Genomic DNA, 24,248 nt, shown 5'->3' on the forward strand with positions numbered 1-24,248 from the left:
ACGACCAGTCGCGGCCACGCCCGCACCGTTGCAGGAGCGGCTTGTGCCTCAGGAATACTCCGTTTCCATCTCGTCGAGCTGATGATCAAAGCTTTTCAGGCGCGCGGTCCAGGTGTACACCAGCACCTCGAAGTCACGATTGATCACCGTGCCGTCGGGTGAATCGAAGCGTGGGTCGCAGACATCCAGCTGGTAGCGTTCGCGGGCCATGGCGGTGGCGACGTCAGCGAGTTCCCGGGCGTTGTTCAGCCAATGCCAACCTTCGCCGGTCACTTGCTGGTCGAGGGCCCGGCATTGCACCTTGAGCGCTTCGAGGCTTTTTTCCAGCGGGGTGCCGGTCAGTTCGCCCATGACCTCCTGGAAGGTGCGACCCGGCTGCCAGTAGCTGCCCCAGAAATACCGGTCGAACACCGTTTCGACCCGGCGCAGCGCCACCTTGGTGTCCCAGATCTGCACCAGGGTCTTGCCCTGTTCGAGTTGTCTTTTCTTGATCCGCTGGCCTTGCAGGGAGGCCCAGGCGACCACCGCGATCGACAGTACGCCGATCATCGCGCTGGCACTGTCGAGAAAGAGGAGGGCCTTGTCGAGCTGGTGAGCCAGCATGACGCCATAAAAATAGGTAGCAGACAGCAGCACCAGTGCGGCGATCGCGCACCAGAAGCCGGGAGCATAAGGGTTTTTCATTATTGGAATCCCCATGACCTGTGCGAGCCTTGATTGGCGGATTCGCCCGCGCGGATCCGACATCTCAAAGCATAGCAACGGCCTCAGGGTTTCGTTGGTTTTGCCGCTTGCGTTCGTCCGCTTTCCCAGCCGCCGCCCAGGGCCAGGAACAGATCGATCTGGCTCATGGCAACCTGGGTGTTGGCCATGGACACTTGCGCCCGTACGTCGGTGTAGGTGCGGGTGGCCTGCAGGTCGGCGAGGAACGATGCCCGACCGGCCTGGAAGAAGCGGTGCGTCTGGTCTGCCGCAACTTGCGCCGACTGCTCGGCGTCGGCCAGCGCATCGCGGCGCTGCAACAGCGCAGCGTATTGAGTGAGGCCGGTCTGGGTTTCGCGAATGGCGTTGAGCACCACCCCGTCGAAGTGCGCCAGTGCGCCCTGGCTCACCGCCTCGGCCTCATGCACCCGCGCGCGGGCGCCGTTGGTCGGCACGCTCCAGGTCAGCAACGGGCCGAAGCCCCAGCGATTGGTCTGGGACTCGCCCAGGTGATCGAGGATGCCGACGGTGCCCACAGTCGCCCCGATGCTGATGTCCGGGTACAACTGACCGGTGGCCACGCCAATTTCCGCGGTCGCCGCCGCCAGCCGGCGCTCGGCCTGGCGCACGTCCGGCCGCCGTTTGAGCAGCGTGGCACCGTCGCCCACCGGCAACAGTTGGGCGATCCTGGGCAGTTCGTGGCAACTGGCAGTGCCGGCGGGTAACTGGTCGACCGGCTTGGCCAGCAACATCGACAGGCGGAACAACCCGGCCTGGCGCGCCGCTTCATAGCGCGGCATTTCCGCGCGCAGGGACTTGAATTGGGTCAACGAACGAGTGACCTGGGTTTCGTCGCCGCGCCCGGCATCGCGCAGGCGCTGGATCAACTGGGTGCTCTGCCGTTGCAGGTCGAGAGAATGCTCGGCGATTTCGCGCTCTTCGTTGGCCGCGCACACCTGGGTGTAGGCGCGCACCACATCGGCGACCACGGTGATGCGTGCGGTATCGGCCGCCGCCTGGGTGGCATCGGCATTGGCCTTGGCCGCTTCGATACCGCGCTGCAAGGTGCCGAACAGATCGAACTGATAGGACGTGGTCAAGGCCACGTCGCCGACGTTGGCCACCGGGACTTTTTCCGGCAGCAAGAAAGCTTCCCCGGATTCCTGCAAGCGTTGGGCGCCAAGCTTGACCCCACCACTCCAGCCACCGGCCGATTCGGCCTGCTCGACTTGCGTGCGAGCGCGAGACAGGTTGGCCGCCGCCACCCGCAAATCGGTGTTGGAGGCCATGGCCTGTTGCACCAATTGATCCAGGCGCGGGTCCTGGTACAGGCGCCACCAATCCGCCGGCACTGGTGCCGAGACCACGTTGTGCGCGTCGATTGGCAGCTCGCCCTGCAAGTCCGCACGCTGCACCGCCGCGTCCTTGGGCACCTGGTAATCCGGGCCGACCACCTGGCAGGCCGACAGCAGCAGGCCCAGGCCCACCGTGACTAATCCGCCAGCGGTCTTCATTGGGCTGGCTCCTGGGCGGGCTGGTCGGCAATGATCGACACAGTGGCAGTGCGCCCGGCGATCATGCGGAAGTCCTGCGGCACCTCGTCAAAGGCAATGCGCACGGGAATCCGCTGGGCCAGCCGCACCCAACTGAATGCCGGGTTGACGTTGGGCAGCAGGTTGGCGCCGCTGCTGCGGTCGCGGTCTTCGATCCCGGCGACGATGCTTTCGACGTGCCCACGCAGGCGCGCGTTGTCACCGATCACCCGGATGTCGACGCGCTGGCCAACATGAATGCCACCTAGCTTGGTCTCTTCAAAATAACCGTCGATGTGGAACGAGTTGCTGTCGACCACCGACAACACCGGGCGCCCGGCAGTCACGAACTCCTGCACCCGGGGCGCGCGGTCGTTGACGTAGCCGTCGACAGGGCTGCGGATCACCGAGCGGTCGAGGTTGAGCTGGGCGCTGTCCACCGCGACCTGGGCCTCCATCAGCGCCACCTCGGCACGGGCCACGCGCGACTGGCTTTCTTCCAGTTGCTCACCCGGCACCAGGTTGCCCAGGCCGCGGTTGCGCTTGGCTTCGCGCTGGGCCTGGGCCAGGGTTTCCTGACGGTCGGCAACAGCCGCCTTGGCCTGGCGCAGCGCCAGCTTGAAGCGGTCCGGGTCAATGGCGAACAACACCTGGCCACGCTTGACTGGCTGGTTGTCGCGCACCTCCACTTGCTGGATCAACCCGGAAACGTCCGGGGCGATCTGCACGATGTCGGCGCGAATGTGTCCGTCACGGGTCCACGGGGCGAACATGTAGTACGCCACCATGCGCCACACCACGAACACGGCCAGCGTCACGATCAGCAGGGTCAACACCACACGGCCAAGGGTCAAAAAAGGTTTTTTCATGTCATCAGGTATCGACTGATTGAGTCCACGGCGCCGAGCAGCAAGGCGTACAGACCCACGTTGAACAACGCCCGGTGCCAGACCAGGCGATAAAAGTGCAAGCGCGTCAGCACCCCGTGCACCAGCAGGTACAACACATAGGTAATGCCCATCAGCACCAGCAGGGTGGGCAGGAACACCCCGCTGACGTCTAGGTCACCGATCATAGAGGCGCTCCATCAATGCCATGGGGTAGCGGTTCTTCCAGCTCGCCCGTGCCGAGGAATTCCACGCCCGGCAACAGCGCCAGACGCAGGCCACTGAGGGCATGCAACAGGTTCAGGCGGGTGTCATCGTCGCCTTGCAGGCCCTGGCCATTGAGCGCACGCCGGGCGCGGTCCATGGTCATCTGTAACGAGGCCGGGGCCGGCAGGCGTTCGCCGGCCTTCAGGCACGCCTTGAAGTATTCGCCGACCTCGGCCACCACCTGGCGCAACAGCACATTGGGCACCCCCAGCACCCGTGGCGCGTAGGCCAGGATGTCCAGCAGGTTGAGCCCGACCCGCACTTCGCGCAGGGCGATGCCGGTGTCCTGGCCCGTCATGGCCAGGCGTGGCAGGTGCTGCATCAAGCGGTCGAGCATTTGCACCCCCAGTTTGCGGCTTTCGGCCAGGTTGGCCGGCTCCGTCATGCCGACAATGTCGTGCCAACTGAAGCGGGTCAGGCGCTTGGCCGCCAGCTCCGAACCGAATGGCCGCGCCACCAGGGTCCAGACAAATGCAAACAACAAGCCGATGGGACCGGCCAGGTTGGAGTTGACGAAGCTCAGGAAGTCCGCGTCGTAAACGCCTTGCAGGCTGATGAACGACGAGGTGTTGACGATGGTCAGCAGCATGCCCAGGTAAAACGCCGGCTGCACCGTCAGGGTACCGACGACGATGTAGGGCACGGCGAACGCCAGCACCAGCATCGGGAAGTCATGCAGGTTGGGCAGGATCAGGAACAGGTAGAGGCTGGCGAATACCACTGACAATGCGGTCCAGAAGAAGAACCGGTAGATCTGTGGCGCCGGGTCGTCCATCGCCGCAAAGAAACTGCACGCCACCGCCGCCAGGATCACCGCGCTGCCGCCGTCGGGCCAGCCCAGCGCAATCCACAGCAGCGAGGCGACAATGATCGCCAGCACGGTGGAGGTCGCCGAATACAGCATCAATCCCCGGTCGAGAAAGGGCGTCAGGCGCCCGAGACGCCAGTGCCGGTACACCGCCCGCCAGTTGTCCTGGTTATCGGTGTGAATCGCGTATTGCAGGCTGCGCAGGTCCTGCCACAGGTCGATCCACTCGCCCAGGCGGTACAGCGCGTTGGAAAACAGCAGTTGCTTGCGATCATCCAGGGCTTGCGCGCTGGGTTGCAGGGCCTGGAGTTGCGCGCGCAGGGCCTCCCAGCGCGCGACCGAGGCATCGCTGTACTCGAGCCATTGCAGGGATGAACTGAGGATCGGCGCAAACTTGTCGACCAACTCCGGGGTACGTCGCTGCAAGGCGTAGAGCGCATCGTCCAGGGCATCGATCACCGGCAGCAGGTGGATCATCCGCCCGCGCAGTTCCTTGATGTTGCGCACGGTTTGCGGCCGGGCACCTTCGTGGGGCAGTTGGCCGATCATCAGCTCCAGGGAGTTGAAGGTGGCAACCATCGAAGCCTGCAGCGCGCTGATTTCCCCAGGCTCGACCTCACGACTGAGGAAGCGCTGGCTATAGGTCACGGCGCTACCGAACCACTTGCTCACCGCGTCATCGAACACCGGGGCCAGGCGCCGGGGCCAGAACAGACTGCCCACCACCGCCGCGCAGACAATCCCGAGAAAGATCTCCTCAGTGCGCGCCTCTGCCACATCCCACACCGCCAACGGGTTATCCACCACCGGCAGGGCGATCAGCGGCAAGGTGTAACCGGCAAGCATCAGCGCGTAGCTGTTAGCGGTGCGCAGGTGCATGGAGAGGAACAACAGGGTGCCGGTCCACAACGCAATCACCACCACCAGCACATAGGGGCTCTGCACGAACATCGGCACGAACAGCAAGGCCGCCGCCGCACCGGTAAAGGTGCCGATGGCGCGGTACAGGGCCTTGGAACTGGTAGGCCCGACGAACGGGCTGGAAACGATGTAGACCGTGGCCATCGCCCAGTACGGCCGTGGCATCTGCATGAGCATGGCGATGTACAGCGCAATCATCGACGCCGAGAAAGTCCGTACCCCGTAGAACCAGTCGCGAGCCGGCGGCATCCCAGAAAAAAATCCGCTCAAGATGGGCTCACCGCTGCCTGCTCGGCGGTCTCGAACGCGCGAATCACCCGCAGCGCCGCTTCCAGGTCCGCCGCATCGATCCCTTCAAGCACCTCGCGGCGCAGGCGCACCAACTCCACCTCCACCGCTTGCACCAGCTCGCGACCGGAGTCGGTCAGGCTCAGGCATTTGGCGCGCCGGTCGTGGGTATCTTCGGTGCGGCAGACATACCCGGCATGGCATAACTGGTCGAGCAGGCGCACCAGCGAAGGACTCTCCATCCCCGCGGCCTGGGCCACGGTCACCTGGCGCACACCCTCACCCAGGCGCCCGATCATCAATAACGGGACAGCACAGGCTTCGGAGATACCAAAGTTGACCAGCGTGGTCTGGCAGATTTTGCGCCAATGCCGCGCGGCCACCACCATGGCACTGCTGATGTTCATTTGAAGGGCGTCGAGGGTCTGGGGCACAGGAGAATTCGCACACTGTTAGTTTGCTAACTATCAATATCGCACTGGAAGGGAAATCCAGTCAAGTTTTGAAACAATTTGCTGATCGGCAGCCAATTCACTCGTCCGCGTTCACCTTCACCCTCGCATTCGCCTGTAGCAGCTGCCGAGCTCCGCGAGGCTGCGCCCGAGGACAACGTCCTCGCTCGGTTCATGAGTAGATAAACTCTAGTCGACTTCTGGGACTGCTTCGCAGTCGAACGCAGCCTCGCGGAGCTCGGCAGCTGCTACGGGGGTTATACCCCGCGGCCTTTGCGCAACAGCACGTTCAACTGGTCGACCACTTCTGCCCAGTCGGCGTCCTCGCGGATTTCTTCGCGCAGGAACTGCGCCTGGCTTTTAGTCCAGAAAAACGCGTCGGCCAGGTGCAGTTCCGGTTTGAGCGGCGAATGAGTGGCGATGAATTTATCGATGCTCTCGGCGTCATGCTCCAGGCCAAGTTGCTTGAACAGGTTGGGCAGGCTGTGGGTCGGTGCTTCCATGGGGACTCTCCTGGTGAAGGGGGTTAATGGCTCAGTTCGCAGATTTGTGCATGGGGCACCATTTTCAGGTACTGCACCATGCTCATGTGCAGCAGGTTGTTGTGGTTGCCGGCTTCAACGTAGATCTCTTTCTGACGAGTCAACAAGGGGTCGATGACCATGTCCAGGCCATAGGATTCGCCCAGGGCCGGCACAGCGCCGCGTTCACAGTCATTGAACAGGTGGGCCAGGGTGCTTTCGCGGGTGACCTGCCATTCGCCACTGCCGCGCACTTTGCTCAGGTCCAGGTGCCGGCTGGCCGGCAATACCGCCATCAAATAGTGCCCGTGATGGTCGTCGAGGATCACTGACTTGGCCACGCGCTCGGCCGGAATACCCGAGACGCGGGCGGTTTCCAGGCTGCTGGCCGAATGTGGGTGAGCCACCACGTCAAATTCACAGTGCGCCTCTTCCAGGCTGCGCTGTACGGTTCTTGCCATACGCATGATGCACCTCGGTGTCCGCAGCCCAGGCTGGCGGACCATGGTTAAACCTTCTGTTGTCACTTCAAAGTCTAGGCCGGCTGTTCAGCGGCGAAGGAAAATCTGCCCACTGGAGCAGTCGACCTGCACTGATCAAATTTCGTTCAACCCCAGGCTCAACTAGACTGTAGACAGGGCCTGCGTATGGCTCGCAGACGGACGACTCTCCCGGAGGGTCAAGTGAACATCGGTGGCTGGTGTGCGGTTGTGGTGTTGTCGGGTGTGAGCGCTTCAGTGTTCGCGGCGGACACGGTCATGCTGCTGGTGACCAACCCGTTCGCCGTCTGGCTGATGATGTTCGGGATCGCCTTTCTGGTGGCCGAAGCGCTGCTGCCCAATTACGGCGTGATCGGCCTGGGCGGCATCCTGATGTTCGTGGTCGGCGCGGTGATGTTGGCCAACAACGACGTGCCGACGCCACTGATCATCGGCCTGGCACTGATCAGCGCCCTGCTGTTGCTGGCCTTGCTGATCCACGCCCTGAAAACCCGTCCGCGGCACACGGTCAGCGGCGATACCGAACTATTTGGCAGCATCACCCAGGTGCTGGCCCTGCAGCCCGGCAGCGTCTACCACGGCTGGGTCCATCTGCAGGGCGAGCGCTGGCAGGTGCGCAGTACGACGCCGCTGCAACCGGGGCAATGGGTCCAGGTGGTGGCGCGCAAGGGGCTGATGCTGGAAGTGGCCGCGACTGACGCGGCGCCGCAGGGAGAATGACCATGGGCCTGCAACTGGGTTTTGCCGCGCTGCTGGTGCTGCTGATTGCATTGGCGGGGTCGACTTTTCGTATCCTGCGTGAGTACGAACGCGGGGTCGTGTTCCAGCTCGGACGCTTCTGGCAAGTCAAGGGGCCGGGGCTGATCCTGCTGATTCCGGTGGTCCAGCAAATGGTCCGCGTGGACCTGCGCACCGTGGTGCTCGATGTGCCAGCGCAAGATGTGATCACCCGTGACAACGTCTCGGTGAAGGTCAACGCGGTCCTGTACTTTCGTGTACTCGACCCACAGAAAGCCATCATTCAAGTCGAAGACTTCCTCATGGCCACCAGCCAACTGGCCCAGACCACCCTGCGCGCAGTGCTGGGCAAGCATGAGCTGGACGAACTACTGGCCGAACGCGAGCGCCTGAACGTCGACATCCAGCAGGTGCTGGACGCGCAAACCGATGCCTGGGGCATCAAAGTGGCCAATGTCGAGATCAAGCACGTCGACCTCAACGAATCGATGATCCGCGCCATCGCCAAGCAGGCCGAAGCCGAGCGGGAACGCCGGGCCAAGGTGATCCACGCCGAAGGTGAACTGCAAGCCTCGGAAAAACTCATGCAGGCCGCCGAAATGCTCGGCCGGCAGCCGGGCGCCATGCAATTGCGCTACATGCAGACCCTGAGTTCGATTGCCGGGGACAAGAGTTCGACCATTGTCTTCCCGCTACCGATCGAGTTGCTCAAGGGCATGGCGGACTTGTCCTCCAGGGGCTGAGGGCAACCGGCTTTGGCTCAGCCATGCCCCTGGCCGGCAGCCTCGACCTGCGCCAGCGGATACACCGACTGCCAGCCGCCGCCCAGCGCCTTGTACAGCCCGACCATGGCCAGTGACACGCTGGTCGCGCTGTCCACCAGTTGTTCCTGGGTCGCCAGCAGCTCGCCCTGCACGGTCAAGACGTTGACGAAGTCCACCACCCCTTCGACGTACTGCTGTTGGGCGGTGCGCAGGGCGATCTGGTTTTGCCGTACCGCTTCGGCGAGGCTGTCGCGGCGCAGTTGGCTGGCGTTGTAGCGGGTCAACTGGTCGTCGATTTCATGCCAGGCGCGCAACACGGTTTGCTGGTAGGCCAGCGCCGCTTCCTGTTGTTGTGCCTCGCGCAACTCAAGCATGCCGCGCAGGCGACCGCCATCGAACAGCGGCACGCTGAATTGCGGCCCGATGCCAAACTGGCGTGAGCCCCAGGAACCGAAATCGCTCAATTGCATGGCCTGAGAACCGAAGTTGCCGGACAGGGTGATACGAGGGTAAAAATCGCCCTTGGCCACGCCGATGCTGGCCGTGGCAGCGTGCAGGCGGGCCTCGGCCTGGCGGATATCGGGGCGACGCTCGGCGAGTTGCGAGGGCAAGCCGATCGCCACCTGACGCGGGGTCTGCGGCACCGGGCCGTCTTGCGCCAACTCGGCCTGCAGGGCTTGCGGCCGCTCGCCCAGCAACAGGCTCAAGGCGTTGATCAGTTGCGCCTGGCGCTGCTGCAATGCCGGCAGGCGTGCTTCGATGGCGGCCACCTGGGCAGCCGCTTCAGCGACGTCCAGGTCAGTGGCCACGCCGTCGGCCAGGCGCAGTTGCGACAACTTCAAGCTATGCCGGGCGACCTCGAGGTTTTGCTCGGTGACCGCACGGGTGCTCTGCACGCCACGCAACTGGATGTAGTCCTGGGCAATTTGCGCCAACACCGAGAGCAGCACGCCACGGCGATCGTTTTGCGCCACTTCCAGGGTGGCGTCGGCGGCTTCGGTCTGGCGCCGCACGCGGCCCCAGAAGTCCAGCTCCCAGGAGGCGGAGAAACCCGCCTCCCACAAACTGAACGCTGAGTTGCCATTGTGCCCGGACGGGTCGTTCAGCCCTTCGCCGCTGTTGCGTTTACGGGCGTAACCGCCCGTGGCAGCGGTGCTGGGGTACTGCTCGGCCGTGACCACCTGGCGCACCGCCAGGCTTTGTTGCAGGCGACTGCTGGCCAGTTGCAGGTCAAGGTTGTCGGTCAACGCGCGACGGCTGAGGGCGGACAGTTGCGGGTCAGCAAACACCTCCCACCAGCGCTCATCCATTTGCGTGCTCACCGCCTCGCTGGCCGCTGCCTTTTGCGCTTTCGACCACTGCTCGACCTGGGGTGCCTGCGGCCGGACAAAGTCCGGACCCAGGGTGCAGGCGCTCAATGACAGCAGGCCCAGGGCGAGCAACAGGAGTTTGTGGGGAATGCCATGGCTCATCGCTGCGTCACCTCGCGCACGCTGCTCTGCGAGCTTGTGGTGTCAATGCTGGCTTCCACCGACATGCCGACACGCAACCGCTGGGCCAAAGGCTGGCCCGGGTCGAGGATGATTTTCACCGGTATACGCTGCACCACCTTGGTGAAGTTACCGGTGGCGTTGTCCGGCTTGACGGCGGCAAAGGTCACCCCGGTCGCCGGCGCAATGCTCTCGACCCGCCCGGTCAGGGCTTCGCCGCCCAGGCTATCGACGTGCACCACGACGTCCTGCCCCGGCTCTACATCCGTCAATTGGGTTTCCTGGAAGTTGCCCAGCACATAGGCCTGCGCCAGCGGCACCACGGCGAGGATCTTGCTGCCCGGGGTGACGTAAGCGCCAACCCGCACTGCGCGCTCGCCGACCATGCCGTCCACGGGGGCGACGATGCGCGTATAGGACAGCTGGAAGCTGGCCATTTCCAGGTCAGCCTGCGCCCGCTTGAGCCCGCCTTCGGCGGCGTCGCGCTGGGCCGTGAGGATCTCCACTTGCTTGCGTTCCGCCGCCAGCACCGCCGTGGCATTGGCCAACCGAGCGCCCGCCTGGTCGATCCGGGTGCGCGCCTGCTGGGCGTTCTGCACGGTGCCGGCGCCGACACCCGCCAGGTGGTTGTAGCGATTCAGTTCATGCTCGGCGAAGGCCTGCTCCGCCTTGGCGGCCACCACCGTGGCCTGGGCCTGGGCGATCACCGACGCCTGGCGCTCAAGGGTCGCCCGGGCGTTTTGCAGTTGCGCCCTGGCCACCAGCGTATCGGCATCGGCGGCTTGGGCGGCGGCGCGAAAGTCGCGGTCATCGATCAGCGCGAGCAATTGCCCGGCCTGGACCCGCTGGTTGTCTTCGACCAGCACCTCCTTGATGAATCCGGCCACGCGTGGCGCCACCAGGGTGAAGTCGGCACTGACAAACGCGTCATTGGTGCTCTGCTGCGGCTTCTTGCCGAATAACCCGGGGGCCAGCAGGTAGACCAATACGCCCACCGCCAACACCGCGGCGGTGGCGCCGGTGAGTTTTTGCTTGCTAGAGATCGTCATAAAAAACCTTCTGTTTCGGTCAACATTCAAGTGGGTGCGCGCGGCGGATACATCCGCGTCGGCAGCCAGAAAATCAGCAGGATCAGCGCCAGCGCGATCCCGGCCATGCACAGGTACAAGTCCGCAGAAGTCAGCACCACGGCTTGCTGGTGCAGGCGCCGCGCCAGGCTGGCGCTATCGCCACCGACCAGGGGTGAGTTGCCAAGGCGGTCCACCAGCATCGTCGAGTGAAAATGCAGGCGCACCGTGGTCAGGGTTTCCAGCAAGCCGGTGGCGAGCACCGCCGAGAGGCCTTTGACGGTGTTGAACCAGGCCGAGGCGAAGGGGCCTTCCATCGGGCTGATACTGCCGGTCGCGAGCATCAGCAACGGCAGCACCGACATCGGCTGGCCGAAGATCTGCAGCAATTGCAGCAGGTAGAAATCGTCGCGGATCCACACCGAGGTCAGCTGCGAACCACCGATGCAGGACAGCGCCAGCATGCCCAGGCCGATGCCCAGTACCCAGCGACAGTCGACCCAGCGCTGGTTGCACAGCGCCGCGACCAAGGGCAGCGCGATCAGTTGCGGGGCGGCCATCAACAGCATCACCGGGGCGGTCTGGATCGGCCGGTAACCCTGGACCTGCGCCAGGTAGCTGGAGGGGATGATGATCACCGCCAGCAGCACCACCAACACCCCGGCCAGGGTCAGCAAGGAAAAGCTCAGGTTGCGGATGCCGAGCATCTGCAACTTGAAAAATGGCACCGGCTGCGACCATTCGTTGAACAGGAACAGCACCAGCAACACCACGCCCGCACCCAACAGCCAGCAGATCAAGCTCGACTCGAACCAGTCCAGGCGATTGCCTTGCAGGATGCCGATCACCAGCATGCAGATGGCCGGAAACCCCAGCAGCAGGCCACGCCAGTTGAACTGCCTGAAGCGCTCCAGGCGCAGCGGGTCCTGCGGCAAACCGTAGGCCACCGCCGCCATCGCCAGCAGGCTCGGCACGATGATCTGCCAGAAGGTCCAGTGCCAGCTCACATACTCAGTCCACAGGCCCGCCAACGGCGTGCCCAGGCCAGGGCCGAAGGTGGCCGTCAGGGCATAACCGGCCAGGCCGTAGAGTTTGATGTTGGCCGGCAGGAACCGCAGGGCGACGGTCATCAACATCGGCGGCAACGCGCCACCGGCCAGGCCTTGCACGGTGCGTAGCAGCAGCAGGCTTTCATAGGTGGGCGCGAACGGGATCAGTAACCCCAACAGGGTGAACAGGCCAATTGCACACAAGGTGAAACGACGCAGGGAAAAGGTCACCGAGCACCAGGGGGCGAACGCCATCGCGGCCACGGAGGTCGCGGCGTAGCAGGCGACGAGCCAGGTGCCCTCGTCGTAACCGATCGCCATGGCTCCGCGGATATCGGCCAGGGCGACCTTGGTCACCATTTCATTCAGGCCCGAGACCAGCACGGCCAGCAACACGCCAACCAGGCCGATGATGATGCGCGGCCCGAACGTCGGCGGCGCCACCACCTTGGGGGTGCTGGCCGCCTCGATCGGGGCAGGGACAGCGAGGGAAGTCATGGCAGGAACAGCTCCAGATATCAGAAATACCGGAGCAGTTTAGAAAGACCGACAGCTGACGAAAACTGACTTATTGACAGCTTATAAGTGCGTCGGACGCAGCAATGCCATGACCCCTATCACACACTCCTACCCGGGCGGCTGGGCTGCCTGCCAGGTCTCTGCGCAACTGGTCTTGACCATTTCGCGCAACCAGCGATGGGCCGGGTCCTTGTCGTAGCGCGGGTGCCAGGCCTGGGTCAGCATCAGCGTCGGCAGCGCGATCGGCAGGGTAAACGAGCGCAGGCGCAAGCCCAGGCGGGCGACACTGAGCAACGCTTCCTTGGGTACCGGCAGGATCAGGTCGGAATCGGGCAGCACGAACATCGCCGCGTGGAAGCTCGGTGCGATCAAGGCCACCCGCCGCTCCAGCCCCAGGGCATTGAGCGCGGTATCGATCGGCCCGCGGGCAATACCGCGCCGAGACATGCTGATGTGGGAAAAACTGGCGTAGCGCTCGGCGCTGATCTCACCCTCCAGCAGTGGATGACCTTCGCGCACCAGCCCGACAAAGTGCGTGGTGAACAGGTTCTGCGCTTTCACTTCCGGGGTGCGCGGGCGGGTGTTGCTGATCATCAGGTCGATCCGCCCCTCGCGCAGCGCCTCATCGTCGCCATCGCCTTCAGGCACAAAGCGCAACTCGCAGTGGGGTGCCTGGCGATTCAGCGTATCGATCAAACGCCCACCGTAGACCCCGACGAAAAAGTCGTTGGCGCGCACGCTGAACCGCCGACGCAGGGTGCTGAGGTCCACCTCATCGGCCGAGCGGAACAGCAGTGCCGCCTGCTCGACCAGGTCCCGCACCTGGGCCCGCAACTCCAGGGCCTTGGGTGTCGGCACCAGGCCACGCCCCGCACGCACCAGGATCGGGTCGCCGAGCGCTTCGCGAACCCGGGTCAGGGTCCGGCTCATGGCCGCCGGGCTCAGGTTCATCCGTCGCGCGGCTCCCACCACGCTGCCTTCGTCGAGCAAGGCATCGAGGGCGACCAACAGGTTCATGTCCGGTAGCTGCATGCTAAGCACTCATGGCTGATCAGAATTGACTCAGACGCAATGCTAGCAGCCTTTGCTACCCGGGGATGCCAAAGACCTTTTGCAGCTCTTTGGGCAGCACACTGCTGTACATCCTTGCCGGCTGCGCCTCACAGCGACGAACGATGTCCGGCAAGGCATCGATCAACTGGTGATTGAGCGTCATGCCTTGCGAATCGGGCTGGCTGGCGAAGACCGGGAGCAGCAGCGCCGCGCTGGTCTTGGCGAACGTCGGCGCGCTGCTCAAGGGCTGCTTGGGGTAGCTCTTGCGAAACAGCGCCAACTCCTCGTTCAGCGCGCTGCACGGCTGGAACAGCATGTTGTGCACGACTTCCTGCGCATTGAGGAACTGATTCGGCGCAGACGCGGGCGAGAAGATCATGGTGTTCTGTGCGTCGATCACCGCTGGCGCGTCCGCCGTGACCTCCCAGGGCTCGAACCGCCAATGCTCGGCCGCCGCTTTCGCCGCCACAGCAAACGCTTCATGGGTGGCACTGAGGACTTTAACGTCGGTGACGGAACCATCGTTATGAATGTTCAGGCTGATCCGCGCATCCCCCACCACATCGACCAGCTCCGCCGGATACCAGGGTTTGGGCATATAGGCCGTGTCTGTAGACGGAGGGAATGCCGCCAGCGCGTTGAACGAGCACAGCAGGGCTGCACCGAGCAGAAGTAGACGCATGGAAAGTCCTTTTAGAGGCGCCGAAACAGGGGCGACGATTGTCGCGCACCTCCCCGACAAAGGACAACCGTTCTCATCTTCACCCTCGAAATGCCCCCTGGCGATGCATGCCCCAACGCTTGACTGTCACCCGCTCCAGCCATTGTTCGGCCGCTGACTTGGCCGTTGGATGGCAGATTGCCGCCTAGCAGTTCTGCTAGTTCCCAATATGGGGTCGGTGCGTAACACTGGAAATGCGCACTCCGCTTGGCCTTATCCACCGCAAAGGTCTACTCATGAGCTCATCCAGCCCTGATCATCAGCAGAACCCTTCCTGGCAACGTACGGTATTGCTGGCAACCGACAGTAGCCATTCGATCATCGCTGAAGTCGCAGATGGCAAGACTAACGCCATCGCCTACAGCGCCTACGGTAAGCAGTCCGCGCAGCAGGAGGTCGTGACAGGGTTGGGCTTCAACGGTCAACTGCGCGAGCCGCGGATCGGTTGGTATCTGTTGGGCAACGGCTACCGCGCCTATAACCCGCGGTTGATGCGCTTTCATAGTCCGGACAGCTGGAGTCCGTTTGGTGGGGGCGGGTTGAATCCGTATATGTACTGCGCGGGTGAGCCGGTGATGAATTCGGATCCGACGGGGCATATAGGGGATATCAAGCGGTTTTTCGTTGACCTATACGCCAAAGTTCGGGCCGCGTTCCATTCGCCGAACTATGTCCCCGATCCAATAATCAACAATCCTGTGACCATTGAGCAGGCCGCTTCGGCTATGCGCGGAATGAACAAAAATCTAGCGCAGAGTCCACCGGAGAAAGGGGGATTGTGGGATGCTTTTGGCTCTCTCACTGAAAGCATTGCAAAAAACCGTCGCGTTTACCCGCCCAAAGGTCCTGGGCGAGCAGGGAACCGCAAAGAAAAAACAGCCCGTCGGAACCAGCAGAATACTCCCCACATCACAACCACGAAGAGCCCCGTTTCGGCGACCTCCGCTGCGCCGATCCCGCAACCAAACTCAACGGTTAACAGCTCTCGCAGACCGTCCAGCTCCAGCATTGGCTCTGCCAATAGCAACAGTTCAAGTTCAAGTTCAAGTTCAAGTTCAAGTTCAAGTTCTGCCAGCATTAGTTCTTACAGCACCATCAGCAGTTTCGGTTCTATTTCCAGCGGGGAGTCTGGTTTCGGGAGTAGCGGCAGTAACGGAAGCACTTTCTCTGGGGTCTCTAGTCTTCAGCGGCGCCTCGACGCTATTCGTGAGTAAAAATTGGCCTTTCTATGTCACCACTTTCTCAACGCCCGCACACCTAGCAGTTCTGCTAGTTCCCAATATGAGGTCGGTGCGTAACACTGGAAATGCGCACTCCGCTTGGCCTTATCCACCGCAAAGGTCTACTCATGAGCTCATCCAGCCCTGATCATCAGCAGAACCCTTCCTGGCAACGTACGGTATTGCTGGCAACCGACAGTAGCCATTCGATCATCGCTGAAGTCGCAGATGGCAAGACTAACGCCATCGCCTACAGCGCCTACGGTGAGCAGTCCGCGCAGCAGGAGGTCGCGACAGGGTTGGGCTTCAACGGTCAACTGCGTGAGGCGCGGATCGGTTGGTATTTGCTGGGCAATGGCTACCGCGCCTATAACCCGCGGTTGATGCGCTTTCATAGTCCGGACAGCTGGAGCCCGTTTGGTGGGGGTGCGTTGAATCCATATATGTATTGTGTGGGAGATCCAGTGAATCGCTCGGATCCGACTGGGCATATGTCTATTTTAAAGTTCCTCGGGCACGCATTTGACTTTTTTTTGGGTGGCGCAGACGTCACTGGACCAAGCAGACGAACAAGGCATCAGGCGGCCATTGTCGAAAGTTTGGGTGGAATGAGACCTGAGAACACGGGAGAAGGAGCAGCACTTGTCACAGCGGGTTCTGTAATCGCGGCTACCGCCCCCAGGCGAACACGAATAGGTTCGTCTCCGGGGGGTGACCTAAATGGCTCCGAGGGTTCTTCACCTGCTCCGATAGATTACGGACCATCAGTACCTTGGATAGTGAGCCAAAGATCCTCGGACTCACGTCCATCGGGTTCATTCGTCATGCATCACCAGACCGGTAGCACTACCGGTGGGAGCTCGAGTCATTCGGGGCAGGCAGCGAGCCATGGACAGACGAGCGGGATGAAACTCTTTAGCCCTGATACTTTTGCAGCATCACAGCAACCTTCAAGCTATTCGATTTACCCTGTAGGAGTGTCAAGCCGGCCTCCACGCCAGGGCACTGCACAGAGAGGCGACACGTCTAGGTCTATGACTGGGCCTCCATTAGTTGCCAGACCTGGTGGTTCGACACATAAGTCGAATGATAGGCCCACCGCTGCGGTAGCTGGAGTTCGTAGGGGTTCAGAGTCACCTCCACCGTTGCCTCCAAGAGCGCCTCCGCCGTTGCCTCCAAGAGCGCCTCCAAGACGTTAAGAAACCAAGAGCCGCTCAATCTCGTACGAAATGCACCATAAACCACCGTGACGCTCGGGCGCACTCCAGCTCGGGCGGCGAACTGAGTTTCGCCGCCCTCATAGGATAGCTACAACCGAAAACTACCGCTCGTGCAACGCCTCCGCCCGGGCCTTGATGATCGGCTTGAGCAGGTAGCTGAGGATGGATTTCTTGCCGGTGATGATGTCCACCGAGGCCACCATGCCGGGGATGATCAGCAAGGGCTTTTCATCGGTGCCCAGGTGGCTGCGGTCGGTGCGCAGGGTGATCATGTAGTAGGTGTTTTTCTTGTCTTCGTCGGTGATGGTGTCGGCACCGATCTGCTCCAGCTTGGCCTTGAGGCCACCGTAGATGGTGTAGTCATAGGCAGTGAACTTGACGATGGCTTCCTGGCCCGGATGCAGGAACGCGATGTCTTGCGGGCGAATCTTCGCCTCCACCAGCAGGGTGTCGTCCAGTGGGACGATTTCCACCATGTCGCTGCCGGGCTGAATCACCCCACCGATGGTGTTGACCAGCAGTTGCTTGACGATACCCCGCACCGGCGAGGTCACCAGGGTGCGGCTGACACGGTCTTCCAACGCCTTGCCGGTTGCCTGGGCCTTGTTCAGGTCGGTGCGCGCCTCGTTGAGCTGGGTGAGCGCCTCACTGCGGAATTTACCGCGGGTTTCGTCGATCTTGCGTTGTACTTCCTTGATCGCCGACTCGGCACGAGGGATCGCCAGGGTGGTGGCATCCAGTTGGCCGCGAGTTTCGACTTCCGCCCGCTTGAGTCGCAACACTTCCACCGGAGACACCGCGCCCTGCGCCACCAGCGGCTCGGACATGTTGATTTCCTGGCGCTGCAAGCCCAGGGCCTGGCGGTACTGCGCTTGTTTGGAGCTGAATTCACGCAGCTCTTGCTGACGCTGGATCAGTTGTTCCTGCAACCCGCCAATTTCATCGTGCAATTGCTGGCGACGGCTGATGTACAAGGATTCTTCGCTGGCGGCCTGCACTGGCACGGCTTTCATCACGTCATCCGGGAAGGCCAGCGGGCGGTCATCGACCTCGGCGCTCAAGCGCTCCACACGCAGCAGCATGGACAGGCGGTCGGCTTCGGTTTCGCCGACGTTGGACACAAACCGCGTGTCATCCAGGCGAATCAGTGGCGCGCCGGCTTCGACGATCTGCCCTTCGCGAACGAACAACTCGGCAACAATCCCGCCCTCAAGGTTCTGGATTTTCTGCAGCTTGGACGAGGGGATCGCCTTGCCGTCGCCACGGGTGACCTCATCGATCACCGCAAAGTTGGCCCAGACCAGCATGAACACGAAGAAGCCGATGATGCCCCAGATGGTCAATCGCACCACACGCGGGGCGTCTTCGATCAGCGCCTTCTTGACCTCTGGCAGCGGTTGCCCATCGAGTGAGTCGGAGCCTTTGAAATAACGACGGATCGAGTCGCGCATACCGGACTTAAGCAACACTGATCTGCCCCTTCTTCAACGCTTCCATGACCACGGCTTTTGGACCATCGGCGAGAATTTGCCCACGATCGATGACCAGCAACCGGTCGACCAGCGACAACAGTGAGGCCCGGTGCGTGACCAGCAACACGGTCTTGTTCTCGATAACGGCTTGCAGGCGTTGTTTCAAGCGTTCTTCACCGGTGTTGTCCATGGCGCTGGTCGGTTCGTCGAGCAGCATGATCGGCGGATTGAGCAGCAGCGCACGGGCCATGGCCACGTTCTGCCGCTGGCCGCCGGAAAGGTTTTGCCCACGCTCGCCGACTTGCAGCTCGTAACCCTGCGGGTGCAGGCGGGCAAATTCGTGCACGCCCGCCAGCTCGGCAGCCTGCAGGACCATTTCGTCTTCCACGTAGCGGGCACCGGAGACCAGGTTATCGCGCAGGGTCCCGGCCAGCAGCTGGATGTCCTGCGGCACGTAGCCAATGTTGTGGCGCAGTTCGCTGACGTCGATCTGGCGAATGTCCACACCGTCGACCAGCAAGGCACCGTCATCCGGCTGGTACAGGCCGACCAGCAGCTTGGCCAGGGAGCTTTTGCCCGAGCCGCTGCGGCCGATGATGCCGATCTTCTCGCCCGGCTTGATCACCAGGTTGATGTTTTTCAACGCCGGGTTCTGTTGCCCCGGGTAGGTGAAGTTCAATTGGCGGCACTCGATAGCGCCTTGCACCACCCGGCGGCTCAGCGGGCGCTCTTCGAAGTTACGCTCTTGGGGCAGCTCCATCATGTGGTCGACCGAACCCATGGTGACCTTCGCCTGTTGATAGCGGGTCAGCAGGCCGGACAGCGAGGCCAGCGGGCTAAGTGCCCGGCCACTGAGCATGTAGCAAGCGATCAGGCCGCCCATGCTCAGGTTGCCGGCGATGATCTGGTACACACCGAAGGCGATCATGATCACCCCGGCCAGTTGCTGGATCAGCAAGGTGATGTTGATCGACAACCCGGAGAGCATTTTTACCCGCAGCTCTAGACGGCTGAGGGTGCCGATGGTCTGCTCCCACTGATACTGGCGCTCGCTCTCGGCGTTGTTGACCTTGACTGCGTCCAGGCCGGCGAGGGTTTCGATCAGGCTCGACTGGCGCTCTGCGCCCAGGGCCATGGTGCGTTCCATGGTCGCCTGCAACGGCTTCTGCAAGACATAGCCGATCAACAGGGCGATCGGGAAGGCCAGCATCGGAATCCACACCAGATGCCCACCCAGCAGGGCGATCACCAGGAAAATCAGGAGGGTGAACGGCAGGTCGATCAGGCTGGTGAGTGTCAACGAGGCGAGGAAGTCGCGCAGGCTCTGGAACTCATGGATGTTCTGCGCAAAGCTGCCGACCCGGGCGGGTCGGTATTTCATCGACATGCCGACGATCCGCTCGAACAGGGTGGCGGAGATGATCAGGTCGGTTTTCTTGCCAGCCAGGTCCAGGCACAGGCTGCGCAAACTCTTGAGGATCAGGTCGAACATATAGGCGCCGGTAATACCAACCACCAGCACCCACAGGGTCGCTTCAGCCTGGTTGGGCACCACGCGGTCGTAGACGTTCATCACGAACAGCGGCGCGGCCATGGCGATGATGTTGATCAGGAAACTGGCGGCGATGGCGTCGGCGTACAGCCAGCGCGAACGCTTGAGGGTGTCGCGGAACCAGGAACGCGCACGCGGGATCAGGGTGCCGTGGTTCACATCGAATTTATGCTGGGGCTGGGCGAAGAACGCCTGCCCGGTGTAATCGTCCGCGAGCATCTCGCGGCTGACCAGGACTTCGCCACCGTCGCTTTCGCTGAGCAGCAAGCGTGCCTGGTCGTCGCCCTGCCAGCCCAGGAGGACCGCACTGCGATCGTCCTTGAGCAGCAACAGCGCCGGCATGGCAATCGCGGGGATCTTGTCCAGCTTGCGTTGCAGCACCCGCCCTTGCAGGCCGGCACGCGCCGCTGCACGGGGCAGCAGATCGATACTCAGGCGCTGCTTGGGCAATGGCAACCCGGTGGTTAGCATTGCTGCGCTGGCGGGTTTCTGGTGCAGGGCGCATAGCGCCAATAATCCGTCGAGCAACGGATCATCGTGCATCGCGCGTGGATCATGACTGAGATGAACTCGACTGGCTTCTGATTCCACGCTCGGTACTCTTGGCTATCAATTGAACATTAAATAAAGCTCAATTCATGCCAGGTAGCTGGACTTTTGGCTTCACGTCGTTCTGCACGACGGAGGCCATCGGTGCGACCACTCCCTGGCTTTTGAGCAACTCGCCCATGGTCGCCTTGATTCGATACTGAGTAAATAACTGAATGTTCTTGATTTCCGCCAGGCGGCGGGAAGCGCTGAACAATTCGTTTTCACTGTCGAGCAAGTCGAGCAGGGTCCGCTCGCCAAGACTGAACTGCTGCTGGTAGGCGCTGCGCACGCTGGTGCTGTAGTCGACATACTTCTGGGCGATCGGCACCTGGGCGTTGGCGTTGTTCAAGGCGTTCCAGGCCAGGCCCAGTTCCTCGTTCAGCACCCGCAGGGCATTGTTGCGGATATCCAGCGCCTGGTTGGACTGATAGGCCTTGGATTCCAGGTCAGCCTTGTTGCTGCCGCCGGCATACAGGTTGAAGCGCATGCGCAACATCGCCTGCCATTCATTGCTGTGACCGTTCATGCCATCCAGGTCGTTGTCGGCGGTGCGGCCCAGCTCGGCATCAAAACGCGGGTAGAACGCCGACTTGGCGGTGTCGTACTGCTTCTCGGCGGCAACGATGTCCGATTCTGCGGAACGCAGGATAGGGCTGTTGTCCAGCATCTGCTGGCGCGCCTCATTAAGGTTGGCCGGCAGCATGGCCATGAACGGCGCAGGACGCTCCAGTTGATCCGGCAGTTGGCCCACGGCGCTCAAGTAATTGGTCTGGGCATCGGCCAGGTTGGTCTGCTCGGTGATCAGGTTGTTGCGTGCCTGGGCCAGGCGCGCCTCTGCCTGGTCACGGTCGGCGGTACGGCCTACGCCGCGCTCGGTGCGCAGCCTGATCTGATCGAAGATGCGTTCGTGATTACGCAGGTTGTCTTCGGCCAGTTGCACGAACTCGCGACGGGTCAGCACATCGAGGTAAACCTGGGCCACGGTCAACGCGGTGCGCTCGGAGGTCCCCAGCAAGGAATAGGCGCGAGAATTGACGGTGGCTTGTTGACGCCCGACTTCGCTGGACGTCGCAAAACCGTCAAAAACCATTTGTTGCAGGCGCAGACTCGACTCGCCACGGCTCAAGGTTTCCCAATCGTTCCTGCCAGTACCCGCGCGGGCGCTCGGGCTGTCGGTACCTTCGCGACCATATCCGCCGAGCAAATCGACCTTGGGCAGGTACCCCCCTTCTGCTGCTCTGAGTTGATAATCAGCAGCCAGGCGATTGTTCACGCCGGCCTGGATTTCCGGGTGGACGTCCAGTGCCTGTTGCATGGCTTGAGGCAGGGTTTGAGCGTTTACAAAACTGGCGGCGAGGGCAAACGGTAGAGCCTTGAACAGGTGCGAAAGCATAAAAGGATTTCCCAGGACTTCATGTCTCAAATCACAGCAAAAAGGAGCTGCTGCGGCGGAAAATGGCAACCGAAATGGCCGTATGTCAGATAGCTCGAAACAGGAACTGGATCACACGCTGCAGGACAGGTCGCCGCGTAAATATCAATGTGACATTACCGGGGCAATTGTTTAGGATGCCCTGCAGAAGGTCAATAGTTTGGCATTAAGTTAATCGCGAAAAGTTATTGCCAAATTATTGACGGAAAAGCGCGTCATTTGTACGTCTATTATTTTTATGTACGTCCAGGCTGAATCGGCAAAATGCCCTTTCAGGTCTATGGAAGCCTACTGAACGGAACACCGGAGAGTCCTTAATGAGCAGTGTTGTTGCCATCGTCAAAAGCATTGTCGGTCAAGTTTTTGCGGTGTCCCCAGAGGGCATCCGCCGTATTTTGATTGAAGGCGATCGGCTGTTCGTAGGTGACCAACTGGACACCGGCCCGGCGGGCGCCGTGACCCTGGAACTGGCTGACGGGCGCATGCTGGACCTGGGCCGCGACAGCCAATGGAGCGGCAGTGCTCCGGACTCCAGTACCGACTTGGCACAAGCCACCGCGCAGGCCGCACCGTCGGTAGAAGAACTGCAGCAAGCCATCGTCGCGGGCGCCGACCCGACCACCGAACTGGAAGCCACCGCAGCCGGCCAAAGCGCCGCAGGTACCGGGGGCGCCGCCGGAGGTGGTCACAGTTTTGTGATGCTGGACGCCACCGCTGGCCGGGTTGACCCGACCATTGGTTTCCCGACAGCGGGCATCAATTCCGCCTTCACCGCCGTGGAAGACACCACCGGCGGCCAGGACAACCGCAGTAACGACAACCTGCTGCGCGGCTCGACCCTGAGCCTGAGCGCCACGCCGACCATCACCGAAGCAGGCGGCGTACTGGTCTACACCGCGAACGTGACCCAGGCACCGCTGAGCGACCTGACCATCACCCTGTCCAATGGCGCGATCATTGTCATCCCTGCCGGCCAGGTCACTGGCAGCGTCAACGTTCCCCTGGCCCCGAACGACAGCGTCTACACCGACCCGTCGCAAATTACCGTCACCGTAACCGGCACCACCGGTGGCGGCGGCCTGGTACTGACCGTCGACCCGACACCTGCCGTCACCCAGATCACCGACACCATCGACACCACCACGGTCACACTGACCGCGGAGCCGACGATCACTGAAGGCGGCCAGATCACCTACACCGCCACCTTGACCAACCCGGCACAGACGCCGGTGACCGTGACCTTGAGCAACGGCTCGGTCATCACCATCGAAGCCGGTAAATCCACCGGCACCGTGGTGGTCGATACTCCGGTCAATGACGTCTACAACAATGGCAGTACTGTCACTACCACCATTACTGGCGCTACCGGCGGCAACTTCGAAAACCTGGTGCCAAGCCCTACTCCTGCTGTCACCACCATTACCGATTCGCCTGACACTACCGGTCTGACCTTGACCGCCACTGGCGGTATCACCGAAGGCGGCCAGATCACCTACACCGCGACCCTGACCAATCCGGCGGGTACGCCGATGACTGTGACCTTGAGCAATGGCTCGGTCATCGTCATCGAAGCGGGTAGAACCAGCGGTACTGTGGTGGTCGATACTCCGGCCAATGACGTCTACAACAATGGCAGTACTGTCAGTACCAGCATTACCGGTACTACCGGCGGTAACTTCGAGAACCTGGTGCCAGACACCACTCCAGCCGTTACCACCATCAGCGATTCGCCAGATGCCACCGGCCTGACCTTGACCGCCACTGGCGGTATTACCGAAGGCGGGCAGATCACTTACACCGCGACCCTGACCAATCCGGCGGGTACGCCGATGACTGTGACCTTGAGCAATGGCTCGGTCATCGTCATCGAGGCGGGTAAAACCAGCGGTAATGTGGTGGTCGATACTCCGGCGAACGATGTGTATGTCAACGGCAGCACCGTTAGCGCGACGATTACCGGCACCACTGGCGGTAACTTCGAGAACCTGGTGCCGGACACTACACCAGCTGTCACCACCATTACCGACTCGCCGGATGCCACTGGCCTGACCCTTACCGCCACCGGCGGTATTACCGAAGGCGGTCAGATCACTTACATTGCAACTCTGACCAACCCGGCGGGCACGCCGATGACCGTGACCTTGAGCAATGGCTCGGTCATCGTCATCGAGGCGGGTAAAACCAGCGGTTCTGTAGTGGTCGATACCCCAGCGAACGACGTGTATGTCAACGGCAGCACCGTTAGCACGACGATCACGGCTACCACTGGCGGTAACTTTGAGAGCTTGGTGCCTAGCACTACTCCGGCCGTTACCACCATCTCCGATAGCATCGACACCGTTACCGTCACCATCGAAAGCAACGGCGACGTCCTGGAAAACGCTGCACCGAAGTTCACCGTCAAGGTCGATCAGGTCCTCAAGCAGGACCTGACCGTGACCCTGAGCAACGGCGATACCGTGGTCATCAAAGCCGGCACCAA

General features: G+C 62.0%; 21 protein-coding genes. 5 read left to right on the plus strand and 16 right to left on the minus strand.

Annotated elements, in window-relative coordinates; all coding sequences use genetic code 11:
* Window positions 1–48: 48 nt before the first annotated feature.
* From ACM6IP_RS05135 to ACM6IP_RS05170, 8 genes are all read right to left on the minus strand, one after another.
* Complete coding sequence (locus ACM6IP_RS05135) at window positions 49–684, minus strand: NADH:ubiquinone oxidoreductase subunit N (protein WP_414861080.1); 636 nt, start codon at window positions 682–684, stop codon at window positions 49–51.
* Between the two features lie 83 nt (window positions 685–767).
* Complete coding sequence (locus ACM6IP_RS05140; RefSeq protein ID WP_095170851.1) at window positions 768–2,216, minus strand: efflux transporter outer membrane subunit; 1,449 nt, start codon at window positions 2,214–2,216, stop codon at window positions 768–770.
* Window positions 2,213–3,103, minus strand: a complete 891-nt coding sequence (locus ACM6IP_RS05145; protein ID WP_095170849.1) for an HlyD family secretion protein — start codon at window positions 3,101–3,103, stop codon at window positions 2,213–2,215. The genes ACM6IP_RS05140 and ACM6IP_RS05145 overlap by 4 nt, the downstream gene beginning before the upstream one ends.
* A complete protein-coding gene (locus ACM6IP_RS05150; protein ID WP_095170847.1) occupies window positions 3,100–3,309 on the minus strand; it encodes a DUF1656 domain-containing protein in 210 nt (69 codons plus the stop codon). Before ACM6IP_RS05150 ends, ACM6IP_RS05145 begins: the two co-directional genes overlap by 4 nt.
* Window positions 3,306–5,387 carry an FUSC family protein gene (locus ACM6IP_RS05155; protein WP_159993052.1) on the minus strand — a complete coding sequence of 694 codons (2,082 nt, stop codon included), beginning with the start codon at window positions 5,385–5,387 and terminating at the stop codon, window positions 3,306–3,308. The genes ACM6IP_RS05150 and ACM6IP_RS05155 overlap by 4 nt, the downstream gene beginning before the upstream one ends.
* On the minus strand, window positions 5,384–5,812 hold the full coding sequence (locus tag ACM6IP_RS05160; protein ID WP_095170843.1) for a MarR family winged helix-turn-helix transcriptional regulator: 429 nt from the start codon (window positions 5,810–5,812) through the stop codon (window positions 5,384–5,386). The genes ACM6IP_RS05155 and ACM6IP_RS05160 overlap by 4 nt, the downstream gene beginning before the upstream one ends.
* 302 nt (window positions 5,813–6,114) lie before the next feature.
* Window positions 6,115–6,360, minus strand: a complete 246-nt coding sequence (locus tag ACM6IP_RS05165; RefSeq protein WP_095170842.1) for a DUF2789 domain-containing protein — start codon at window positions 6,358–6,360, stop codon at window positions 6,115–6,117.
* 23 nt (window positions 6,361–6,383) lie between these two features.
* Complete coding sequence (locus ACM6IP_RS05170; RefSeq protein WP_095170840.1) at window positions 6,384–6,845, minus strand: aminoacyl-tRNA deacylase; 462 nt, start codon at window positions 6,843–6,845, stop codon at window positions 6,384–6,386.
* A 180-nt stretch (window positions 6,846–7,025) separates the two neighbouring features.
* Here ACM6IP_RS05170 and ACM6IP_RS05175 point away from each other — a divergent pair, with 180 nt between their 5' ends.
* Window positions 7,026–7,598: an NfeD family protein gene (locus ACM6IP_RS05175; protein WP_095170839.1), complete on the plus strand. Its 573-nt coding sequence runs from the start codon at window positions 7,026–7,028 to the stop codon at window positions 7,596–7,598.
* Between the two features lie 2 nt (window positions 7,599–7,600).
* On the plus strand, window positions 7,601–8,359 hold the full coding sequence (locus tag ACM6IP_RS05180; protein ID WP_159993048.1) for a slipin family protein: 759 nt from the start codon (window positions 7,601–7,603) through the stop codon (window positions 8,357–8,359).
* Between the two features lie 17 nt (window positions 8,360–8,376).
* On the opposite strand, the gene ACM6IP_RS05185 is transcribed toward ACM6IP_RS05180, so the two are convergent.
* The 5 genes from ACM6IP_RS05185 to ACM6IP_RS05205 form a co-directional block, all read right to left on the minus strand.
* Window positions 8,377–9,852: an efflux transporter outer membrane subunit gene (locus tag ACM6IP_RS05185; RefSeq protein WP_401126572.1), complete on the minus strand. Its 1,476-nt coding sequence runs from the start codon at window positions 9,850–9,852 to the stop codon at window positions 8,377–8,379.
* Complete coding sequence (locus ACM6IP_RS05190; protein ID WP_414861081.1) at window positions 9,849–10,919, minus strand: HlyD family secretion protein; 1,071 nt, start codon at window positions 10,917–10,919, stop codon at window positions 9,849–9,851. Before ACM6IP_RS05190 ends, ACM6IP_RS05185 begins: the two co-directional genes overlap by 4 nt.
* Window positions 10,920–10,945: 26 nt before the next feature.
* Window positions 10,946–12,484, minus strand: coding sequence for an MFS transporter (locus ACM6IP_RS05195; protein ID WP_159993042.1), 1,539 nt, complete (start codon window positions 12,482–12,484; stop codon window positions 10,946–10,948).
* A gap of 129 nt (window positions 12,485–12,613) precedes the next feature.
* Window positions 12,614–13,537, minus strand: coding sequence for a LysR family transcriptional regulator (locus ACM6IP_RS05200; RefSeq protein ID WP_401126574.1), 924 nt, complete (start codon window positions 13,535–13,537; stop codon window positions 12,614–12,616).
* Window positions 13,538–13,592: 55 nt separating this feature from the next.
* Window positions 13,593–14,240: a TonB family protein gene (locus tag ACM6IP_RS05205; RefSeq protein WP_414861082.1), complete on the minus strand. Its 648-nt coding sequence runs from the start codon at window positions 14,238–14,240 to the stop codon at window positions 13,593–13,595.
* A gap of 275 nt (window positions 14,241–14,515) precedes the next feature.
* Between ACM6IP_RS05205 and ACM6IP_RS05210 the strand changes: the two genes are divergently transcribed.
* Window positions 14,516–15,493 (plus strand): RHS repeat-associated core domain-containing protein, encoded by a 978-nt coding sequence (locus tag ACM6IP_RS05210; RefSeq protein ID WP_414861083.1) that lies wholly within the window; start codon window positions 14,516–14,518, stop codon window positions 15,491–15,493.
* A 134-nt stretch (window positions 15,494–15,627) separates the two neighbouring features.
* On the plus strand, window positions 15,628–16,698 hold the full coding sequence (locus tag ACM6IP_RS05215; RefSeq protein ID WP_414861084.1) for an RHS repeat-associated core domain-containing protein: 1,071 nt from the start codon (window positions 15,628–15,630) through the stop codon (window positions 16,696–16,698).
* A 122-nt stretch (window positions 16,699–16,820) separates the two neighbouring features.
* On the opposite strand, the gene ACM6IP_RS05220 is transcribed toward ACM6IP_RS05215, so the two are convergent.
* The 3 genes from ACM6IP_RS05220 to ACM6IP_RS05230 are packed head-to-tail and all read right to left on the minus strand — an operon-like array spanning window position 16,821 to window position 21,727.
* Window positions 16,821–18,188, minus strand: coding sequence for an HlyD family type I secretion periplasmic adaptor subunit (locus ACM6IP_RS05220; protein ID WP_095170826.1), 1,368 nt, complete (start codon window positions 18,186–18,188; stop codon window positions 16,821–16,823).
* Complete coding sequence (locus tag ACM6IP_RS05225) at window positions 18,178–20,334, minus strand: type I secretion system permease/ATPase (RefSeq protein ID WP_095170824.1); 2,157 nt, start codon at window positions 20,332–20,334, stop codon at window positions 18,178–18,180. The genes ACM6IP_RS05220 and ACM6IP_RS05225 overlap by 11 nt, the downstream gene beginning before the upstream one ends.
* 40 nt (window positions 20,335–20,374) lie before the next feature.
* A complete protein-coding gene (locus ACM6IP_RS05230) occupies window positions 20,375–21,727 on the minus strand; it encodes a TolC family outer membrane protein (RefSeq protein WP_414861085.1) in 1,353 nt (450 codons plus the stop codon).
* 356 nt (window positions 21,728–22,083) lie between these two features.
* Between ACM6IP_RS05230 and ACM6IP_RS05235 the strand changes: the two genes are divergently transcribed.
* Window positions 22,084–24,248 (plus strand): retention module-containing protein (locus tag ACM6IP_RS05235; RefSeq protein WP_414861086.1); only part of this gene is annotated, 2,165 nt, incomplete at its 3' end.

Origin of the sequence: Pseudomonas sp. IT-P176, from assembly GCF_949767245.1 — a bacterium.
Taxonomy (GTDB): domain Bacteria; phylum Pseudomonadota; class Gammaproteobacteria; order Pseudomonadales; family Pseudomonadaceae; genus Aquipseudomonas.